Origin of the sequence: Laceyella tengchongensis, from assembly GCF_900182735.1 — a bacterium.
In the GTDB taxonomy this organism is placed as follows: domain Bacteria; phylum Bacillota; class Bacilli; order Thermoactinomycetales; family Thermoactinomycetaceae; genus Laceyella; species Laceyella tengchongensis.
Map to the genome: position 1 here is coordinate 17,095 of NZ_FXTU01000007.1, position 17,705 is coordinate 34,799.

At 50.4% G+C, this 17,705-nt stretch carries 26 protein-coding genes; all 26 read right to left on the reverse strand.

Going from position 1 to position 17,705, the window contains the following annotated elements:
• Positions 1 to 3: 3 nt before the first annotated feature.
• Positions 4 to 198 carry a 50S ribosomal protein L30 gene (gene rpmD, locus QQZ12_RS13430; RefSeq protein ID WP_102991335.1) on the reverse strand — a complete coding sequence of 65 codons (195 nt, stop codon included), beginning with the start codon at positions 196 to 198 and terminating at the stop codon, positions 4 to 6.
• Between the two features lie 6 nt (positions 199 to 204).
• Positions 205 to 672, reverse strand: a complete 468-nt coding sequence (gene rpsE, locus QQZ12_RS13435) for a 30S ribosomal protein S5 (RefSeq protein WP_029072149.1) — start codon at positions 670 to 672, stop codon at positions 205 to 207.
• Between the two features lie 47 nt (positions 673 to 719).
• Positions 720 to 1,088 carry a 50S ribosomal protein L18 gene (rplR, locus tag QQZ12_RS13440; RefSeq protein ID WP_022738883.1) on the reverse strand — a complete coding sequence of 123 codons (369 nt, stop codon included), beginning with the start codon at positions 1,086 to 1,088 and terminating at the stop codon, positions 720 to 722.
• Positions 1,089 to 1,123: 35 nt separating this feature from the next.
• The gene (gene rplF, locus QQZ12_RS13445) at positions 1,124 to 1,660 is read right to left on the reverse strand and encodes a 50S ribosomal protein L6 (protein ID WP_284724542.1); all 537 of its coding nucleotides are present in this window, start codon (positions 1,658 to 1,660) and stop codon (positions 1,124 to 1,126) included.
• A gap of 27 nt (positions 1,661 to 1,687) precedes the next feature.
• Complete coding sequence (rpsH, locus tag QQZ12_RS13450; protein WP_102991334.1) at positions 1,688 to 2,086, reverse strand: 30S ribosomal protein S8; 399 nt, start codon at positions 2,084 to 2,086, stop codon at positions 1,688 to 1,690.
• Positions 2,087 to 2,110: 24 nt separating this feature from the next.
• Complete coding sequence (locus QQZ12_RS13455) at positions 2,111 to 2,296, reverse strand: type Z 30S ribosomal protein S14 (protein WP_022738879.1); 186 nt, start codon at positions 2,294 to 2,296, stop codon at positions 2,111 to 2,113.
• 41 nt (positions 2,297 to 2,337) lie between these two features.
• Positions 2,338 to 2,880: a 50S ribosomal protein L5 gene (gene rplE / locus QQZ12_RS13460; protein ID WP_022738878.1), complete on the reverse strand. Its 543-nt coding sequence runs from the start codon at positions 2,878 to 2,880 to the stop codon at positions 2,338 to 2,340.
• A gap of 25 nt (positions 2,881 to 2,905) precedes the next feature.
• A complete protein-coding gene (rplX, locus tag QQZ12_RS13465) occupies positions 2,906 to 3,259 on the reverse strand; it encodes a 50S ribosomal protein L24 (RefSeq protein ID WP_102991333.1) in 354 nt (117 codons plus the stop codon).
• 54 nt (positions 3,260 to 3,313) lie between these two features.
• Positions 3,314 to 3,682 carry a 50S ribosomal protein L14 gene (gene rplN, locus QQZ12_RS13470; RefSeq protein WP_102991332.1) on the reverse strand — a complete coding sequence of 123 codons (369 nt, stop codon included), beginning with the start codon at positions 3,680 to 3,682 and terminating at the stop codon, positions 3,314 to 3,316.
• A gap of 40 nt (positions 3,683 to 3,722) precedes the next feature.
• On the reverse strand, positions 3,723 to 3,989 hold the full coding sequence (gene rpsQ / locus QQZ12_RS13475) for a 30S ribosomal protein S17 (protein ID WP_022738874.1): 267 nt from the start codon (positions 3,987 to 3,989) through the stop codon (positions 3,723 to 3,725).
• Complete coding sequence (rpmC, locus tag QQZ12_RS13480; RefSeq protein ID WP_022738873.1) at positions 3,986 to 4,198, reverse strand: 50S ribosomal protein L29; 213 nt, start codon at positions 4,196 to 4,198, stop codon at positions 3,986 to 3,988. Before rpmC ends, rpsQ begins: the two co-directional genes overlap by 4 nt.
• Positions 4,195 to 4,620, reverse strand: a complete 426-nt coding sequence (gene rplP / locus QQZ12_RS13485; protein WP_022738871.1) for a 50S ribosomal protein L16 — start codon at positions 4,618 to 4,620, stop codon at positions 4,195 to 4,197. The genes rpmC and rplP overlap by 4 nt, the downstream gene beginning before the upstream one ends.
• Before the next feature lie 3 nt (positions 4,621 to 4,623).
• Entirely contained in the window at positions 4,624 to 5,283 is a 660-nt protein-coding gene (gene rpsC, locus QQZ12_RS13490) for a 30S ribosomal protein S3 (RefSeq protein WP_022738870.1), read from the reverse strand.
• A gap of 29 nt (positions 5,284 to 5,312) precedes the next feature.
• Entirely contained in the window at positions 5,313 to 5,645 is a 333-nt protein-coding gene (rplV, locus tag QQZ12_RS13495) for a 50S ribosomal protein L22 (protein WP_022738869.1), read from the reverse strand.
• A gap of 30 nt (positions 5,646 to 5,675) precedes the next feature.
• A complete protein-coding gene (gene rpsS, locus QQZ12_RS13500) occupies positions 5,676 to 5,957 on the reverse strand; it encodes a 30S ribosomal protein S19 (protein ID WP_022738868.1) in 282 nt (93 codons plus the stop codon).
• Positions 5,958 to 5,999: 42 nt separating this feature from the next.
• The gene (rplB, locus tag QQZ12_RS13505; RefSeq protein WP_284724543.1) at positions 6,000 to 6,830 is read right to left on the reverse strand and encodes a 50S ribosomal protein L2; all 831 of its coding nucleotides are present in this window, start codon (positions 6,828 to 6,830) and stop codon (positions 6,000 to 6,002) included.
• Between the two features lie 30 nt (positions 6,831 to 6,860).
• A complete protein-coding gene (gene rplW / locus QQZ12_RS13510; protein ID WP_102991331.1) occupies positions 6,861 to 7,148 on the reverse strand; it encodes a 50S ribosomal protein L23 in 288 nt (95 codons plus the stop codon).
• On the reverse strand, positions 7,145 to 7,771 hold the full coding sequence (gene rplD / locus QQZ12_RS13515; protein ID WP_102991330.1) for a 50S ribosomal protein L4: 627 nt from the start codon (positions 7,769 to 7,771) through the stop codon (positions 7,145 to 7,147). The genes rplW and rplD overlap by 4 nt, the downstream gene beginning before the upstream one ends.
• 29 nt (positions 7,772 to 7,800) lie before the next feature.
• Complete coding sequence (gene rplC / locus QQZ12_RS13520) at positions 7,801 to 8,427, reverse strand: 50S ribosomal protein L3 (protein WP_106342794.1); 627 nt, start codon at positions 8,425 to 8,427, stop codon at positions 7,801 to 7,803.
• A gap of 32 nt (positions 8,428 to 8,459) precedes the next feature.
• The gene (gene rpsJ, locus QQZ12_RS13525) at positions 8,460 to 8,768 is read right to left on the reverse strand and encodes a 30S ribosomal protein S10 (RefSeq protein ID WP_029072148.1); all 309 of its coding nucleotides are present in this window, start codon (positions 8,766 to 8,768) and stop codon (positions 8,460 to 8,462) included.
• Positions 8,769 to 9,228: 460 nt separating this feature from the next.
• A complete protein-coding gene (tuf, locus tag QQZ12_RS13530; protein WP_102991328.1) occupies positions 9,229 to 10,416 on the reverse strand; it encodes an elongation factor Tu in 1,188 nt (395 codons plus the stop codon).
• 116 nt (positions 10,417 to 10,532) lie between these two features.
• Positions 10,533 to 12,608, reverse strand: coding sequence for an elongation factor G (fusA, locus tag QQZ12_RS13535; protein WP_102991327.1), 2,076 nt, complete (start codon positions 12,606 to 12,608; stop codon positions 10,533 to 10,535).
• A gap of 36 nt (positions 12,609 to 12,644) precedes the next feature.
• Positions 12,645 to 13,115 carry a 30S ribosomal protein S7 gene (gene rpsG / locus QQZ12_RS13540; protein WP_102991326.1) on the reverse strand — a complete coding sequence of 157 codons (471 nt, stop codon included), beginning with the start codon at positions 13,113 to 13,115 and terminating at the stop codon, positions 12,645 to 12,647.
• Between the two features lie 45 nt (positions 13,116 to 13,160).
• Positions 13,161 to 13,574, reverse strand: a complete 414-nt coding sequence (rpsL, locus tag QQZ12_RS13545) for a 30S ribosomal protein S12 (protein ID WP_022738858.1) — start codon at positions 13,572 to 13,574, stop codon at positions 13,161 to 13,163.
• A 162-nt stretch (positions 13,575 to 13,736) separates the two neighbouring features.
• On the reverse strand, positions 13,737 to 13,985 hold the full coding sequence (locus QQZ12_RS13550) for a 50S ribosomal protein L7ae-like protein (protein ID WP_022738856.1): 249 nt from the start codon (positions 13,983 to 13,985) through the stop codon (positions 13,737 to 13,739).
• A gap of 81 nt (positions 13,986 to 14,066) precedes the next feature.
• On the reverse strand, positions 14,067 to 17,681 hold the full coding sequence (gene rpoC / locus QQZ12_RS13555) for a DNA-directed RNA polymerase subunit beta' (RefSeq protein ID WP_102991325.1): 3,615 nt from the start codon (positions 17,679 to 17,681) through the stop codon (positions 14,067 to 14,069).
• Between the last annotated feature and the right edge of the window lie 24 nt (positions 17,682 to 17,705).

The following is a 17,705-nucleotide window of genomic DNA, read 5'->3' on the forward strand; positions in this document are numbered from 1 at the left end:
CGCTTATTCAGCGATTTCTTTCACTTCCACCAGATGGTTCACTTTTTTGATCATGCCACGAATCGCCGGATTGTCTGCATGGACAACGGTTTGCTCACGTTTCGTCAGACCGAGTGTGCGCAGGGTGACGCGTTGCACTTCCGGACGGCCAATCATACTACGCTTCAGCGTAACTGCCAGCTTCTTAGCCACGGTCATCCCTCCTTAACCCAACAATTCCTCTACGCTTTTGCCGCGCAGTTTTGCAACGTCCTCAGGACGCTTCAAGCTTTCCAATCCCGCCAAAGTTGCGCGAACCATGTTGATCGGGTTGTTGGAACCGGTCGATTTGGTGAGGATGTCGCCCACACCAGCCGCGTTCAACACGTCACGTACAGGTCCGCCCGCAATTACCCCGGTACCTTTGGAAGCCGGTTTCATGATGACTTGGCCAGCGCCGAAACGGCCAACCACATCATGCGGGATGGTGTTGCCTTTCAAAGGAACAGTAATCATGTTCTTTTTGGCATCTTCGATACCTTTGCGAATCGCTTCCGGTACCTCAGCCGCTTTACCGATGCCCGCACCGACTTTGCCTTTGCCGTCGCCGACAACAACCAGCGCGCTGAAGCTGAAACGACGACCACCTTTAACGACCTTCGCTACGCGGTTAATGTTAACCAGCTTTTCGATATACTCGGATTGCGCAGCATCTCTTTTGCGTGGTTTCTCTTGCTTGCTCAAAAGTCTAGACCCCCTTCCCGTGCTCCTTCAGCTAAAGCTTTAACCCGACCATGATAGAGATATCCGCCACGATCGAACACAACTACTTTGTGTCCTTTATCAATCGCGCGTTTTGCAATCATCTCACCAACAATACGTGCCGCTTCAACCGTTCCACCATTCACACCTTTAGCTTGGAACTCCTTATCCAGGGTGGACGCAGAAGCGATCGTGTGACCCACGGTGTCATCGATCAATTGTGCATAAATGTTGTTGGAAGAGCGGAACACGTTCAAACGTGGGCGCTCAGCCGTACCAAACAACCGTTTGCGTACACGCAGATGGCGTTTTTTCCGTTTCTTATTGCGATCTTCCTTGCGAATCACGGTCTAGCTCACTCCCTTCTAGTTAGGCGATTCGATTACTTACCAGTTTTACCTTCTTTACGGCGAATAACTTCATCGCTGTATTTAATCCCTTTGCCTTTGTATGGCTCAGGCTCACGAATCTTGCGGATGTTAGCGGCCATTTCGCCGACTTTTTGCTTGTCAATTCCTTTAACAACGATCTGGGTTTGAGATGGTACATCCAACTCAATCCCTTCGAGCGGTGTCACTTCCACTGGGTGGGAGTAACCTACGTTCAACACCAGATTGCTTCCTTTCTTGGAAGCCCGGTATCCGACACCTACCAACTCAAGTGTTTTGGAGAATCCATTGGATACACCTTCAACCATGTTTGCAATCAAGCTGCGGGTGGTACCATGGAGTGCACGGTGTGTGCGATGATCGCTTGGACGTTCCACGATCAATTCGTTGTTCTCCAACTTGATGGCGATATCGGAATGGAAGTCGCGGGTCAGTGTGCCTTTCGGACCTTTCACCGTTACCTTGCCGCCCTCGACTTTCACTTCAACGCCAGCTGGAATAACAACTGTTTTTTTTCCGATACGGGACATTCCGTTCACCTCCATCCGTTAGCCAAATTACCAGATATAAGCGAGTACTTCTCCGCCCACTTTGTTTTGGCGAGCTTCTTTGTCAGTCAAGATGCCTTTGTTCGTAGACAAAATGGCAATACCCAGACCACGCAATACACGTGGAATTTCATTAGATTTTACATAAACACGCAAACCGGGTTTGCTGATCCGTTTCAGCCCGGTAATTACTTTTTCGTTGTTCTGACCGTACTTCAGGAAGATGCGGATAATACCTTGCTTGTTATCTTCGATATATTCAGCATCGCGAATAAATCCTTCACGTTTCAGGATTTCAGCAATCTCCCGTTTCATACGAGACGCAGGGAACTCAACGCTCTCATGGCGAACCATGTTGGCGTTACGAATTCTAGTCAGCATATCTGCAATCGGGTCAGTCATCACCATGCGAAACCCTCCTTCCTATCATCATTACCAGCTTGCTTTTTTAACGCCGGGAATCTGCCCTTTGTAGGCCAACTCACGGAAGCAGATACGACACAGCTTAAACTTGCGCAATACGGAATGTGGACGACCACAACGTTCGCAACGGGTGTAAGCGCGCACTGCAAATTTCGGCTCACGCTTAGCCTTTACGATCATCGACTTCTTGGCCAAGTGATTCCCTCCTTTAATCGTATTTTTAATCCCGTTCGGGACTACTTGCGGAATGGCATACCCATTTGGGTAAGCAGCTCACGAGCTTCTTCATCGGTGTTGGCCGTTGTCACGATCACAACGTCCATACCGCGAACTTTATCCACTTTATCGTATGCGATTTCCGGGAAGATCAGCTGTTCTTTCAGACCCAGGGTGTAGTTCCCACGGCCGTCAAACGCTTTTGGGGAAACCCCACGGAAGTCGCGTACGCGTGGCAGAGCGATGTTCATCAGTTTGTCCAAGAAGTGATACATCCGCTCACCACGAAGAGTTACTTTCACACCGATCGGCATGCCTTCACGAAGCTTGAAGCCAGCGATCGATTTTTTTGCACGGGTGATGATTGGCTTTTGACCAGCGATCAACGTCAAGTCTTCTACCGCTCCATCCAACACTTTCGCGTTGGCTACAGCTTCACCCACACCCATGTTGATGACCACTTTCTCAACTTTTGGCACTTGCATAGTAGATTTGTAGTTGAATTTTTTCATGAGGTTGGGAGCAACCTCGTTCAGGTACATCTCTTTCAGACGTGCTGCCACTTTGTGTACCTCCCTTCCTTAAACGTTACTTGTCAAGAATTTCGCCAGACTTTTTGGCTACGCGAACTTTTTTCTTCTCACCGTTCTTGCCTTCAACGAATTTGTAACCAACACGAGTTGGTTCTTTCGTTTTTGGATCCTCGATCATCAAGTTGGAAACATGGATTGGCGCTTCCTTTTCGATGATGCCACCTTGAGGATTGGCTTGAGTCGGGCGGGAATGCTTCTTCACCATGTTCACACCTTCGACTACCACGCGGTTCTCTTTTGGGAGAACTTTGATCACGCGACCGCGGGTGTAAACCTTTTTGCCGTTTTCAAAGTACGGCGCTTCTTTGCCGCGCATAACGATAACCATATCGCCTTTTTTGATGTGCATGTCTTAAGCACCTCCTTGCATACTGACGTGGTACCAGCCATAAAGAACTTTATATTACAGTACTTCCGGTGCCAAAGATACGATTTTCATGAAATCGCGATCACGCAGCTCACGGGCAACAGGTCCGAAGATACGAGTTCCACGTGGGCTTTTATCTTCTTTGATAACAACCGCCGCGTTTTCATCAAAACGGATGTAGGAACCATCTGGACGGCGAGACGGACGAACCGTACGTACCACCACGCACTTCACTACATCACCCTTCTTGACAACGCCACCGGGTGTAGCTTGTTTTACGGAAGCCACGATGATGTCACCGATACTAGCAGTGGACTTTTTGGAGCCACCCAATACACGGATGCACATAACTTCTTTCGCACCAGAGTTGTCAGCGACACGAAGACGTGTTTGAGGTTGGATCATGGTTTTCCCTCCTTCCCGCGTCATTCACGCGTGTCTCAAGTTAGATGATCACAGCTTCTTCAACGACTTCTACCAAACGAAAACGTTTGTCTTTAGAAAGCGGACGAGTTTCCATGATTTTTACTACATCGCCGATTTTCGCTTGGTTGTGTTCGTCATGAGCTTTGAATTTTTTCGTGTATTTCACACGCTTACCGTACAGTGGATGTTTCTTATAGGTCTCAACAGCGACAACAATCGTTTTATCCATTTTATCGCTGACCACTTTGCCGACACGTACTTTACGGCGAGTTGTACGCTCGTTCATCCCTGTTTCCTCCTTTCGATTCCCAGTTCGCGCTCCCGCAGAACGGTTTTAGCACGGGCAATCGCCTTGCGAACTTGGCCAATCCGAGCAGGGTTTTCCAATTGCCCAGTGGCCGACTGGAAGCGGAGGTTAAACAGTTCTTCCTTGTACTGTGCGAGCTTTTGCTCAATCTCGGCGGTGGTCAACTCTACTAATTCTTTTGCTTTCATTCGTTACCACCCGCTTCTTCACGTTTTACGAACTTCGTTTTCACCGGCAATTTCATTGCCGCCAGACGCATTGCTTCGCGAGCTGTTTCTTCCGGTACTCCGGCCAACTCAAACATGATGCGACCTGGTTTTACGACCGCTACCCATTTTTCAGGAGAACCTTTACCGCTACCCATCCGAACCTCAAGCGGCTTTTGGGTGATTGGTTGATCTGGGAAGATCTTGATCCATACTTTACCACCCCGTTTGATGTAACGGGTCATGGCGATACGGGCAGCTTCGATTTGACGGTTCGTAATCCAAGCTGGCTCAAGTGCTTGCAATCCGTACTCGCCGAATGCGACTTCCGTACCGCCTTTCGCCTTCCCTTTCAGGCTCGGACGATGCGGACGGCGGTATTTCACACGTTTAGGCATCAACATAGATTACTCGCCTCCTTCCGCTGCTCCTTTATTTTTGGTTGGCAATACCTCGCCACGGTATACCCACACTTTCACACCAATCCGACCATAAGTGGTGTGCGCTTCCGCAAACCCATAGTCGATGTCAGCGCGCAGGGTGTGAAGAGGTACCGTTCCTTCGCTATAACCTTCGCTACGGGCGATGTCCGCTCCACCCAAACGTCCGCTCACCATCGTGCGGATCCCTTTTGCTCCAGCACGCAAGGAACGTTGAATCGCTTGTTTCATCGCACGGCGGAAAGAAACGCGACGCTCCAATTGTTGCGCGATGCTTTCTGCAACCAAATATGCATCAAGCTCTGGATTTTTAATTTCGTTAATGTTGATGTGAACTTTCTTGTTGGTCAGTTTCGCAAGCTGTTGGCGCAATGCTTCAACTTCCGAACCACCTTTACCGATAACCATCCCCGGCTTCGCGGTATGGATGCTGATGTTTACGCGGTTGGCTGCGCGTTCAATCTCTACAGTGGAAACCGCTGCGTCTTTCAGCTTGTTTTTCACGAATTCACGGATCTTAATGTCTTCGTGTAATAAATCAGCATAGTCTTTGTCAGCGTACCATTTGGATTCCCAGTCGCGAATCACCCCGACACGCAGACCAACTGGATTTACCTTTTGACCCACAGCTTCATCCCTCCTTGTTCAATAGTTGATTACTTTTCGCTCACAACCACGGTGATGTGGCTGGTGCGTTTGTTAATGCGGCTCGCACGTCCCATAGCACGAGGCATGTAACGCTTCAGTGTTGGACCTTCGTCAACAAACGCTTTCGCTACAACCAGACGGCTGGTGTCCATGTTAAAGTTGTGCTCAGCATTTGCCACAGCAGAAGCGAGTACTTTCTCGATAATCGGAGATGCTGCGCGAGGAGTGAATTTTAAAATCGCGATGGCTTCTTCCACGGACTTACCGCGGATCAAATCCATTACCAGGCGCGCTTTGCGTGGAGCGATGCGCACATAACGTGCAACAGCTTTAGCTTCCATGTTGTAACCCCCCTCTCTTCAACAAGACCTCTACCGTCTTTTCGTTTTCTTGTCATCAGCGGCGTGACCTTTGTAGGTGCGGGTTGGAACGAACTCACCCAACTTGTGACCTACCATGTCTTCAGTCACGAATACAGGAACATGTTTGCGACCATCATGCACTGCGAAAGTGTGACCGATGAAGTCAGGGAAAATGGTGGAACGGCGAGACCAGGTTTTGATCACTCGCTTTTCACCTTTTTCATTCAGTTCTTCAACCTTTTTAATCAGGTGCGCATCTACAAATGGTCCTTTTTTCAAGCTGCGGCCCATGTAATTAACCTCCCTTCGAGTGAGGCTTTCTCCCAGCCTAGATTACTTCTTGCGACGACGGATAATATATTTGTCAGATGCTTTGTTTTTCTTACGGGTTTTATAACCAAGCGTCGGTTTGCCCCATGGGGTCATCGGAGACTTGCGTCCGATTGGCGCGCGACCTTCACCACCACCGTGCGGATGGTCTACCGGGTTCATAACGGAACCGCGAACGGTCGGGCGCTTGCCTAACCAACGAGCACGTCCAGCTTTACCAATGGTGATAAGCTCATGATCCAGGTTACCCACTTGACCGATGGTCGCGCGGCACTCCAGGTTGATCATGCGGGTTTCACCAGAGGTCAGGCGGATGATCGCGTATTTGCCCTCTTTACCCAGAAGTTGTGCAGAAGCACCTGCTGCACGCACCAATTGTCCACCGCGGCCTGGTTTCATCTCAATGTTGTGGATGACGGTACCTACAGGAATGTTTTTCAGTGGCAGTGCGTTACCCACACGGATGTCTGCTTCCGGACCGGACATGATGGTGGTGCCGACTTTCAAGCCATGCGGAGCGAGAATGTAGCGTTTTTCACCATCCGCATAATGAATCAGCGCGATGTTGGCGGAACGGTTTGGATCGTACTCGATTGTAGCGACCTTACCTGGGATGCCATCTTTGTTGCGCTTGAAGTCAATAATACGGTATTTGCGTTTATGACCACCGCCTTGATGGCGAACAGTCAACCGACCTTGGTTGTTGCGGCCCGCTTTGCGCACCAGCGTAACAAGCAAGGATTTCTCCGGTTTGTCGGTGGTGATTTCTTCAAAAGAAGAAACGGTCATATGACGACGAGATGGAGTCGTTGGTCTAAAATGTTTTACAGCCATGCCTTTTTCCCTCCTTTTTGTTTAGGATAATTACACTTCAAAGATTTCGATCGGTTTGCTGTCGGCAGCCAACTTCACGATCGCTTTCTTTCTTTCGGCAGTACGTCCGGTGTAACGGCCGTAACGTTTCATTTTGCCTGGAACACGCATGGTGTTCACTTGGTCAACTTTCACACCGAAGATTTGCTCAATCGCTTTTTTCACTTCCACTTTGTTGGAACGGGGATCTACTTCAAAAACGTATTTCCCTTGCTCCATCATGCCGGTGGAAGCTTCGGTGATGACCGGGCGACGGATAATATCGCGTGGGTCTTTCACTGGCCAAGCACCTCCTCAACGCGATTCACAGCTCCACGAGTGAGAATCAATTTGTCGTGATAGAGGACGTCCAGTACGTTGACGCCATCAGCAGTGATAAGTTTCACTCCTGGGATGTTGCGTGCAGCGAGCACTGCGTTGTCTTCCAGGTTGTCAGCAACAACCAACGCTTTTCTTTCTACTCCCAGGTTTTTGAGCACTTGAACCATGTCACGGGTTTTTGGTTGCTCCAGTTTCAGTTCATCCAGTACAACCAATTGGCTGTCAATCACTTTGGAAGCGAGAGCCGATTTGATCGCCAAGCGACGAACCTTTTTAGGTAATTTGTAAGCATAGGTGCGTGGAGTTGGACCGAATACCACACCACCGCCTACCCATTGCGGAGAACGGATGCTACCTTGACGCGCGCGTCCGGTGCCTTTTTGTCTCCATGGTTTTCTACCACCGCCGCGAACAGCTGCACGGTTTTTCACAGCATGGGTGCCACGACGAAGCGATGCTTGTTGCATCACAACGGCATCATGCAATACGGCTTCATTTGGGGTAATGCCGAAAATGGCATCTGCCAATTCGATCTCTCCCACTTGTTTACCGCTCATGTCTAAGACTGTTACCTTTGGCATGGATGCTCCTCCTTTCTTTGATCGATCAATTAGCTGCCTTTGACAGCAGATTTGATTACAAGATAGCTATTTTTAGGCCCTGGTACTGCACCTTTGATCAGGAGCAAGTTTTTCTCTGCATCAACACGCACGATTTGCAGGTTTTGCGTCGTTACACGCTCTCCGCCCATGCGTCCTGGCAGGGTTTGGCCTTTGAATACGCGTGCCGGGGCAATCGCACCCAAGGAACCTGGACCACGATGATAACGGGAACCGTGGCTCATCGGCCCGCGGGATTGGTTGTGGCGTTTGATCGCACCAGCAAAGCCTTTCCCTTTGGAAGTACCGGTTACATCCACCAGCTCTCCCTCAGAGAAGATGTCGGCTTTTACTACCGCGCCCAATTCATAGTCAGCCAAGTTTACGCCGCGGAATTCTTTGATGAATTTTTGTGCCGCCGCGTTTGCTTTTTTGGCATGGCCCAATTCTGGTTTGTTCGCACGATGCTCTTTCTTCTCTTCGAAGCCGAGCTGAATTGCTTCGTAACCATCATTGGCAATATCTTTCTTTTGCAACACTACGCATGGACCCGCTTCAACAACGGTAACGGGAACAACCACGCCATCTTCGTTGAAGATTTGCGTCATCCCGATCTTTTTACCGAGAATCCCTTTCACTTTGTACACCTCCTACCACTCTAAAGTCAGGATTACAATTTGATTTCAATATCAACACCGGACGGCAAATCCAGGCGCATCAGCGCGTCAACGGTTTGTTGCGTTGGATTCACGATGTCGATGAGGCGTTTATGAGTGCGCATTTCGAATTGCTCACGAGAGTCTTTATATTTGTGAACCGCACGCAAAATCGTGTAAACCGTTTTTTCGGTTGGCAACGGAATCGGACCAGATACGCTGGCTCCGGTGCGCTTGGCGGTATCAACGATTTTCACCGCGGATTGATCCAGCACACGGTGATCGTAAGCCTTTAAACGAATGCGAATCTTTTGTTTTGCCATTGGTAACCCTCCTTCTCGCCCATTTTATTAAATGAACTTCTCCGCGAAAATTTCCCGCCCAGCCATGGCAAAGGGGCCGGGTGTGTCGGCAACCTTTCGCATCATCGCGTTCATGACAACATTCAAGATTATAATGAAAAACAGAGGCTTATGCAAGCTTTTTCTTTGATTTTGCCGAAACGACAAATAAGGGAGTGCTTGCTACCACTTGAATTCCTCTCATGAACACGACGAACTTACAATATTTTACTAGATTGACGCCCTGCTTGCAAGTCATACCTCAACGCTTCCATTGCATAGACCTCCATAACCCATGACAGCTTGAAAAAAACGTAAAAGTCATTTATGACAACAGAGAGCAACAGCCCTGTTCCTCCCCATCCTACACTCAATGAGAAATACAAATGAAAAAGCTGCTAACCCATCGGGTTAACAGCTTTTTTTTGAGGTTTAGGCGAAATTACTCGATGATAGCGGTAACTGCGCCAGCACCTACGGTACGTCCACCTTCACGGATAGCGAAGCGGGTACCGTCTTCGATCGCGATCGGAGCGATCAGTTCTACTTCCATTTCGATGTTGTCGCCAGGCATGCACATTTCAACGCCTTCTGGCAGTTTGATGATGCCGGTAACGTCAGTCGTACGGAAGTAGAATTGCGGACGGTAGTTGGAGAAGAATGGGGTGTGACGTCCGCCCTCTTCTTTGGACAATACGTAAACTTGAGCTTTAAATTTGGTGTGTGGTTTTACGCTGCCCGGTTTGGACAGTACTTGACCACGTTGGATGTCTTTACGCTCAATACCACGCAGCAGGGCACCGATGTTGTCACCAGCTTGAGCGGATTCGAGCAGTTTGCGGAACATCTCAACACCAGTACATACGGTTTTGCGGGTTTCGCCAAGACCTACGATCTCAACTTCGTCACCCACTTTAACTACACCGCGCTCTACACGACCGGTAGCAACCGTACCACGACCAGTAATGGTGAATACGTCCTCTACTGGCATCAGGAAGCTTTTGTCGGTGTCGCGCTCTGGCTCTGGGATGTACTCGTCTACAGCGTTCATCAGGTCGAGAATTTTTTGAGCCCATTCACCAGTTGGATCTTCCAAAGCTTTCAGTGCGGAACCAGCAACTACAGGGATGTCGTCGCCTGGGAATTCGTACTCGGACAGAAGTTCGCGTACTTCCATTTCTACCAGTTCCAGCAACTCTTCGTCGTCAACCATGTCGCATTTGTTCAAGAACACAACGATGTATGGAACGCCTACCTGACGGGAGAGCAGGATGTGTTCACGAGTTTGCGGCATTGGGCCGTCAGCTGCGGATACTACCAGGATCGCTCCGTCCATTTGCGCAGCACCGGTGATCATGTTTTTCACATAGTCAGCGTGACCTGGGCAGTCAACGTGAGCATAGTGACGCTTGTCGGTTTCATACTCCACGTGTGCGGTGGAGATGGTGATACCGCGCTCTCTTTCTTCTGGAGCTTTGTCGATTTGGTCATAAGCGGTCGCTTCTGCGCCACCTTTTTGTGCCAATACCGTGGTAATAGCAGCGGTCAGAGTGGTTTTACCATGGTCAACGTGACCGATGGTACCAATGTTTACGTGAGGTTTTGTACGCTCAAACTTGGCTTTTGCCATGACTAGGTATCCTCCCTTTACTCATGAAACTAAGTATTATTGTAATAGATATTTGAAAATCCGGGAAGCGGAAAGTTCCCGCTTCACCAGTTTCTCAACGCTTGGAACAAATGGAATTACTCACCGGAACGCTTCTTCACGATCTCGTCAGCGATGTTGCGCGGTACTTCTTCATAGTGGTCAAACACCATGGAGAACACACCACGGCCTTGGGTGCGGGAACGCAAGTTACTTACATAACCAAACATTTCCGCCAAAGGCACCATCGCACGGATCACTTGAGCGCCACCGCGTGCTTCCATACCCTCTACACGACCGCGACGGGAGTTGATGTCACCCATCACGTCACCCATGTAGTCTTCCGGCACCGTGACTTCTACTTTCATCATCGGCTCCAGGAGGACTGGGTTACACTTAGATTTGGCAGCTTTGAGGGCCATTGAACCAGCAATTTTGAACGCCATCTCGGAGGAGTCCACATCGTGGTAAGAACCATCCACAATGGTCGCGCGAACGTCAACCAACGGGAATCCAGCCAAGACACCGTTTTGCATGGCTTCTTCGATACCTGCTTGAACCGCTGGGATGTATTCTTTCGGAACCACACCACCGACGATTTTGTTGACGAATTCGAAGCCAGCGCCTTCCTCCAATGGTTCGAACTCGATCCATACGTGACCGTATTGACCACGACCACCAGACTGACGAACAAATTTCCCTTCCACCTTCGCAGAGGAGCGGAAGGTTTCTTTGTAAGCAACCTGTGGTGCACCAACGTTGGCTTCCACTTTGAACTCGCGTTTCAAGCGGTCAACAATGATCTCCAGGTGCAACTCACCCATACCAGCGATGATCGTTTGGCCTGTCTCTTCATCGGTCCAAGTTTTGAAAGTCGGGTCCTCTTCAGCCAATTTGGTGAGGGCCAGACCCATTTTGTCTTGGTCCGCTTTCGATTTCGGCTCAATAGCGATCTTGATTACCGGCTCTGGGAACTCCATGGACTCAAGAATGATCGGATTCTTTTCGTCACTAAGGGTTTCACCCGTGGTGGTATCTTTCAAGCCTACTGCTGCGGCGATGTCACCGGCGTAAACTTTGGAGATCTCTTCACGGTGGTTCGCGTGCATTTGCAAGATCCGTCCGATCCGCTCACGCTTCCCTTTGGTGGTGTTCATCACATAGGAGCCGGATTCAAGCGTACCCGAGTAAACGCGGAAGAAGGTCAACTTCCCTACGTACGGGTCGGTCATCACTTTGAACGCCAGAGCGGCAAACGGCTCTTCGTCGCTCGATTGACGCGCAATTTCCGTACCGTCTGGCAAAGTGCCTTGGATCGCTGGCACGTCCAGCGGAGAAGGCAGGTACGCGACAACTGCGTCGAGGAGTGGTTGCACCCCTTTGTTCTTGTAAGAAGAACCGCAGAGAACCGGAGTGATTTTCACTTCACAGGTACCTTTGCGGAGAGCAGAAACGATTTCCTCTTGGGTGAGTTCTTCACCTTCGAGGTATTTCATCATCAGCTCTTCATCCAATTCGGCTACGGCTTCTACCAGATTGTTGCGGTATTCTTCCGCTTTGTCCGCGTATTCTGCTGGAATCTCACGAGCTTCAGAAGTGGTACCCAAATCGTCGGTGTAAATGATCGCCTTCATGGTGATGAGGTCGATCACACCTTCGAATGTTTCTTCAGAGCCGATTGGAATTTGGATCGGCACAGCATTTGCGCCAAGACGCTCACGCATTTGCTCTACCGCACCGTAGAAATCGGCACCGAGAATGTCCATTTTGTTGACATACGCAATACGCGGTACGCCATAACGGTCAGCTTGACGCCATACCGTTTCAGATTGTGGCTCTACGCCACCTTTTGCACAAAAAACACCTACTGCCCCGTCTAATACACGGAGGGAACGCTCTACCTCAACGGTAAAATCAACGTGGCCTGGAGTGTCGATGATGTTGACACGATGACCTTTCCACTGAGCGGTCGTCGCTGCGGATGTAATGGTGATTCCGCGCTCTTGCTCTTGCTCCATCCAGTCCATGGTGGCCGCACCTTCATGCGTCTCACCAATTTTGTGTACGCGACCGGTGTAGAACAGGATACGCTCAGTGGTGGTCGTTTTACCAGCGTCGATGTGAGCCATGATCCCAATGTTACGTGTATTTTGCAAGGAGAATTCGCGTGCCATCGGAAATTTCTCCCTTCATATTGGAAAGAATGTTGTTTACCAGCGATAGTGAGCAAATGCACGGTTGGCTTCCGCCATACGGTGCGTATCTTCTTTCTTCTTCACGGCTGCACCGGTATTGTTCGCAGCATCCATGATCTCGTTAGCCAAACGCTCTTCCATGGTTTTTTCACCGCGCAGACGAGCGTAGCTTACCAACCAACGGAGACCAAGGCTGGTGCGGCGTTCTGGTTTCACCTCTACTGGTACTTGGTAGTTGGCACCACCCACACGGCGAGCTTTAACCTCCAGTACAGGCATTACGTTTTTCAGTGCTTGTTCAAACACTTCCATCGGATCGTTACCGGAACGTTCGCGAATGAGATCGAATGCATTGTACAAAATGCGTTGTGCAGTGCCTTTCTTACCGTCATACATCAGGCGGTTGATGAGACGGGTCACCAGCTTGCTGTTGTAAATCGGATCTGGCAGCGCATCCCGACGAGCTACTGGGCCTTTACGTGGCATGCTTCTCCCTCCTTTTCCTCGTTGTTCTATGCTGAATCAATTGCATTATTTCTTAGGACGTTTCGCTCCGTATTTGGAACGTGCTTGGTTACGGTTAGCTACCCCTGCGGTGTCAAGCGCACCACGAACGATGTGGTAACGAACCCCTGGCAAGTCTTTTACACGACCACCACGGATCAACACAACACTGTGCTCTTGCAGGTTGTGGCCGATACCCGGGATGTATGCGGTAACCTCCGTGCCGTTGGTCAAACGAACACGCGCATATTTACGCAAAGCGGAGTTAGGCTTTTTAGGAGTCATGGTGCCCACACGAGTGCAAACACCGCGTTTTTGCGGAGCGCTTTGTGGCACAACCTCTTTCTTCATGGTGTTGTAGGTGTACTGCAACGCCGGAGATTTGGACTTCTTGATTTTAGCTTTGCGACCTTTGCGCACGAGCTGGTTCATTGTTGGCATGACTGGCACCCCCTTCTGAGTTTGGTTGTATCTCTTCAAGACCACAGAACCAGGTGTTTCATCTGTGGCCGAAAAAAATCGGAACGACGAGACTTTTTTATGAAAGTTGATCACGCCCACTGCCGTGGGACGCGATCAACGATAATTTTCTGTCGCTCACAATCATTTCAAAACCGCTGCCGTCGCAGCGCCCACTTCAATGCCGCAAGCTTTGCCAAGTTGCTTCATTGATTCAACGTGGATGACATGAATGCCACGATCCTTGCAAAGCTTCAGGATCGGGTAAATGATTTGCGGATCCGCATCATCTGCAACAAGTACTTCGAGCGCTCGGCCTTGCTCAATGGCCTTCTTCGTTTGCTTGGTGCCGATCGTTAACGATTCTGCTTGTATCACTTTTTCATAAGACATTGAATCGCCCTCCAAAGTGAATAATTCCCAAGCACACGAAGATATATTAACATCTCGCCTAGGCAAAGTCAACAATTAACTCTACTTAACAAGCATCGTCTCTTTGCCGGCTTGGTCCGATTCAGTTGTGTCGCCAACAATCTCATACGTTTGGTTGCGATAGCGGGAGATACCGGTTCCAGCGGGAATCAGCTTCCCGATGATGACGTTCTCCTTCAGACCCAAGAGTCCATCCAATTTGCCTTTGATCGCCGCATCGGTCAAGACCCGTGTAGTTTCTTGGAACGATGCCGCTGACAGGTAAGACTCTGTTTCCAACGAAGCCTTGGTAATCCCCAACAGGACAGGACGGGCAACAGCCGCATCTCCGCCGTTCAACAACACTTTGCGGTTAGCCGCCTCATATTCGTGAATGTCGACCACTGCACCCGGCAACAAATCGGTCGTACCCGCATCGGTAATCCGTACCTTGCGCATCATCTGCCGAATCATCACTTCTACGTGCTTGTCGTTAATTTCCACCCCTTGCAGGCGGTAGACTTTCTGCACTTCTTGGAGGATGTAGCGTTGCACGCCAGCCACCCCTTTGATGCGCAGAAGCTCTTTCGGGTCAACAGAACCCTCAGTCAACTCGTCACCGGCGTTGACATAATCCCCGACTGAAACACGCAGGCGGGAACCATATGGGACGGGATGAATTTTGGACTCCACGTCTCCTTTGATCTCGATTTCGCGACGGTCTTTGGTTTCACGAATGTCGACTACTTCCCCGGCAATCTCGCTGATCACCGCTTGCCCCTTCGGATTGCGCGCTTCAAACAGCTCCTGAATCCGCGGCAAACCTTGGGTGATGTCGTCACCCGCAACCCCACCGGTGTGGAAGGTACGCATCGTCAGCTGGGTACCCGGCTCACCAATCGACTGTGCGGCGATAATGCCGACAGCTTCGCCGATTTCCACCGGTGTGCCCAAGGCCAAGTTGCGGCCGTAGCACTTTTTGCAAACGCCGTGTTTGGTGCGACAGGTAAGAACCGAGCGAATCGTAACTTCTTTCAGACCTGCATCGACGATTTTGTTGGCGATCTCTTCGTCGATCATCTCATTGATCCCGACGATAATCTCGCCTGTTTCCGGATGGCGAACCGTTTGGAAAGCAAACCGTCCTACAAGACGATCATATAAGTTTTCGATAACTTCGTTTCCATCGGCGATCGCACTTACGGTCATCCCCCGGTCGGTGCCGCAATCTTCTTCACGCACGATAACATCTTGCGCCACGTCTACCAGACGGCGGGTCAAGTAACCCGAGTCAGCCGTTCTAAGCGCGGTATCCGCCAAGCCTTTTCGCGCACCGTGGGTGGAGATGAAGTACTCCAATACAGTCAAGCCTTCACGGAAGTTGGTACGGATCGGTTGCTCGATGATCCGTCCGGATGGGTTGGCCATCAGACCCCGCATCCCTGCCAACTGGGTGATCTGGGACACGTTACCCCGCGCACCAGAATGCGCCATCATGTAAATCGGGTTGTATTTACCCATGTTTTCCATGAGCACTTTCGTGATCTGATCCTTCGAGCGGCTCCAGATGGAGATGACGCGCTCGTACCGCTCGTCTTCGGTAATCAAACCACGGCGGTATTGCTTCATCACTTTGGCGACATCCTCTTCCGCTTGCGCCAAGATCGCTTTCTTTTCCTCTGGCACATTTACGTCAGAGACGGACATCGTGATCCCCGCTTTGGTGGAGAACTTATAGCCAAGCTCTTTAACCCGGTCGAGGATTTCCGACGTAGTGGTCGTACCGAAACGGCGGAAGCACTCTGCGATCAGCGCACCCAGATCCTTTTTGGTCAGGGCGCCCGGATCATCCATCTTACTGATAAATTCGCGGACATTCACGCCTTTATCAAAGATGAAGTATTTATCCGGAGTGCTTGCAAAGTTCTTTTTGCCCGGTTCGCAGATGTATGGGAACTCTTCAGGGAAGATCTCGTTGAAGATCAGCTTACCCGGAGTCGTCACCAACAAGCTATTTTTCTGCGCTTCAGTGAAGGAGGTTTTCTTCACATTGCGCGCTGGAATGGCAATGCGGGAATGCAGGCTGACGTAGCCATGCTGGTAAGCGTTGATGGCTTCGGAAATCGAATAAAAGATCGAGCCTTCCCCTTTTTCGCCTTCCTTTTCAATGGTCAGGTAATAGCAACCCAATACCATGTCCTGAGACGGGGTTACAACCGGCTTGCCGTCTTTCGGGTTCAAGATGTTTTGTGCCGCCAGCATCAACAGGCGAGCTTCCGCTTGCGCCTCCGCAGATAGCGGAACGTGCACAGCCATTTGGTCTCCGTCGAAGTCAGCGTTATACGCCGTACATACGAGCGGATGAAGACGGATGGCGCGCCCTTCTACGAGAATCGGCTCAAACGCTTGAATTCCCAATCGGTGAAGCGTGGGCGCCCGGTTGAGGAGCACGGGATGCTCCTTGATCACTTCTTCCAACACATCCCACACTTCGGGGTGAACGCGCTCCACTTTACGCTTGGCGCTCTTAATGTTGTGCGCGAGCCCCTTAGCAACCAACTCTTTCATCACAAACGGTTTAAACAGTTCCAGCGCCATTTCTTTTGGCAAACCGCATTGGTACATTTTCAGGTACGGGCCGACAACGATAACGGAACGGCCAGAGTAGTCGACACGCTTCCCAAGTAGGTTTTGCCGGAAACGACCCTGCTTCCCTTTCAGCATGTGGGAGAGAGACTTGAGTGGGCGATTCCCCGGTCCGGTAACCGGACGACCGCGACGACCGTTATCGATCAGCGCGTCAACCGCTTCCTGCAACATCCGTTTTTCGTTTTGCACGATGATATCAGGTGCACCCAAGTCGAGCAGGCGTTTCAACCGGTTGTTACGGTTGATTACACGGCGGTAGAGATCGTTCAAGTCGGATGTGGCAAAACGGCCACCATCCAATTGCACCATCGGCCGCAACTCCGGCGGGATGACCGGCAACACGTCAAGGATCATCCAATCCGGAGAATTGCCGGAAGCACGGAAGGCTTCCAACACTTCCAAGCGCTTGATCGCGCGGTTGCGCCGTTGCCCTTGCGCCGTCTGCAACTCTTCTTTCAGGCTTTCCACCTCTTTATCGAGGTCGATCTCTTGCAACAGACGCTTAATCGCTTCCGCGCCCATCATCGCCGTAAAGGCGGTGCCGTATTTTTCGCGATAAGCGCGAAATTCTTTTTCAGACAGAAGCTGTTTCTTCTCCAACGGGGTCGGACCCGGGTCCACAACCACATAGGAGGCGAAATAAATGACTTCCTCCAATGAGCGGGGAGACATGTCCAACACTAGACCCATCCGGCTCGGAATCCCTTTGAAATACCAGATATGGGATACCGGTGCAGCCAACTCAATGTGGCCCATCCGTTCACGACGCACTTTAGCGCGGGTCACTTCCACGCCGCATCGGTCACAGACTACCCCTTTGTAACGAACGCGTTTGTATTTACCGCAGTGACACTCCCAATCTTTGGTTGGACCAAAGATCTTCTCACAGAACAAACCTTCTTTTTCCGGTTTGAGCGTGCGATAATTGATTGTTTCCGGCTTTTTAACCTCACCGCGAGACCAAGAGCGGATTTTTTCAGGAGAGGCGAGGCCGATTTTCATATACTCAAAGTTGTTTACATCCAACATTGGGCGATTCCTCCCTCAGGATTC

Bases quoted from the DNA above. Each gene is read 5' to 3' on its own strand.
- rpsH (WP_102991334.1), bottom strand. From the start codon at position 2,086: ATGGTGATGACTGACCCGATTGCAGATATGCTGACTAGAATTCGTAAC.
- rpsL (WP_022738858.1), bottom strand. From the start codon at position 13,574: ATGCCAACAATGAACCAGCTCGTGCGCAAAGGTCGCAAAGCTAAAATC.
- rpmD (WP_102991335.1), bottom strand. From the start codon at position 198: ATGACCGTGGCTAAGAAGCTGGCAGTTACGCTGAAGCGTAGTATGATT.
- rplX (WP_102991333.1), bottom strand. From the start codon at position 3,259: ATGCACATCAAAAAAGGCGATATGGTTATCGTTATGCGCGGCAAAGAA.
- rplV (WP_022738869.1), bottom strand. From the start codon at position 5,645: ATGGAAGCTAAAGCTGTTGCACGTTATGTGCGCATCGCTCCACGCAAA.
- rpsQ (WP_022738874.1), bottom strand. From the start codon at position 3,989: ATGAACGAGCGTACAACTCGCCGTAAAGTACGTGTCGGCAAAGTGGTC.
- rplB (WP_284724543.1), bottom strand. From the start codon at position 6,830: ATGGCTGTAAAACATTTTAGACCAACGACTCCATCTCGTCGTCATATG.
- rplP (WP_022738871.1), bottom strand. From the start codon at position 4,620: ATGTTGATGCCTAAACGTGTGAAATACCGCCGTCCGCATCGTCCGAGC.
- QQZ12_RS13550 (WP_022738856.1), bottom strand. From the start codon at position 13,985: ATGTCTTATGAAAAAGTGATACAAGCAGAATCGTTAACGATCGGCACC.
- rpsG (WP_102991326.1), bottom strand. From the start codon at position 13,115: ATGCCACGTAAAGGCCCAGTAGCTCGTCGGGATGCGCTGCCAGATCCG.
- fusA (WP_102991327.1), bottom strand. From the start codon at position 12,608: ATGGCACGCGAATTCTCCTTGCAAAATACACGTAACATTGGGATCATG.
- rpoC (WP_102991325.1), bottom strand. From the start codon at position 17,681: ATGTTGGATGTAAACAACTTTGAGTATATGAAAATCGGCCTCGCCTCT.
- rplD (WP_102991330.1), bottom strand. From the start codon at position 7,771: ATGCCAAAGGTAACAGTCTTAGACATGAGCGGTAAACAAGTGGGAGAG.
- rplN (WP_102991332.1), bottom strand. From the start codon at position 3,682: ATGATCCAACCTCAAACACGTCTTCGTGTCGCTGACAACTCTGGTGCG.
- rpsS (WP_022738868.1), bottom strand. From the start codon at position 5,957: ATGGGCCGCAGCTTGAAAAAAGGACCATTTGTAGATGCGCACCTGATT.
- rplF (WP_284724542.1), bottom strand. From the start codon at position 1,660: ATGTCCCGTATCGGAAAAAAAACAGTTGTTATTCCAGCTGGCGTTGAA.
- rpsJ (WP_029072148.1), bottom strand. From the start codon at position 8,768: ATGGCAAAACAAAAGATTCGCATTCGTTTAAAGGCTTACGATCACCGT.
- rpmC (WP_022738873.1), bottom strand. From the start codon at position 4,198: ATGAAAGCAAAAGAATTAGTAGAGTTGACCACCGCCGAGATTGAGCAA.
- tuf (WP_102991328.1), bottom strand. From the start codon at position 10,416: ATGGCAAAAGCCAAGTTTGAGCGTACAAAACCTCACGTAAACATTGGT.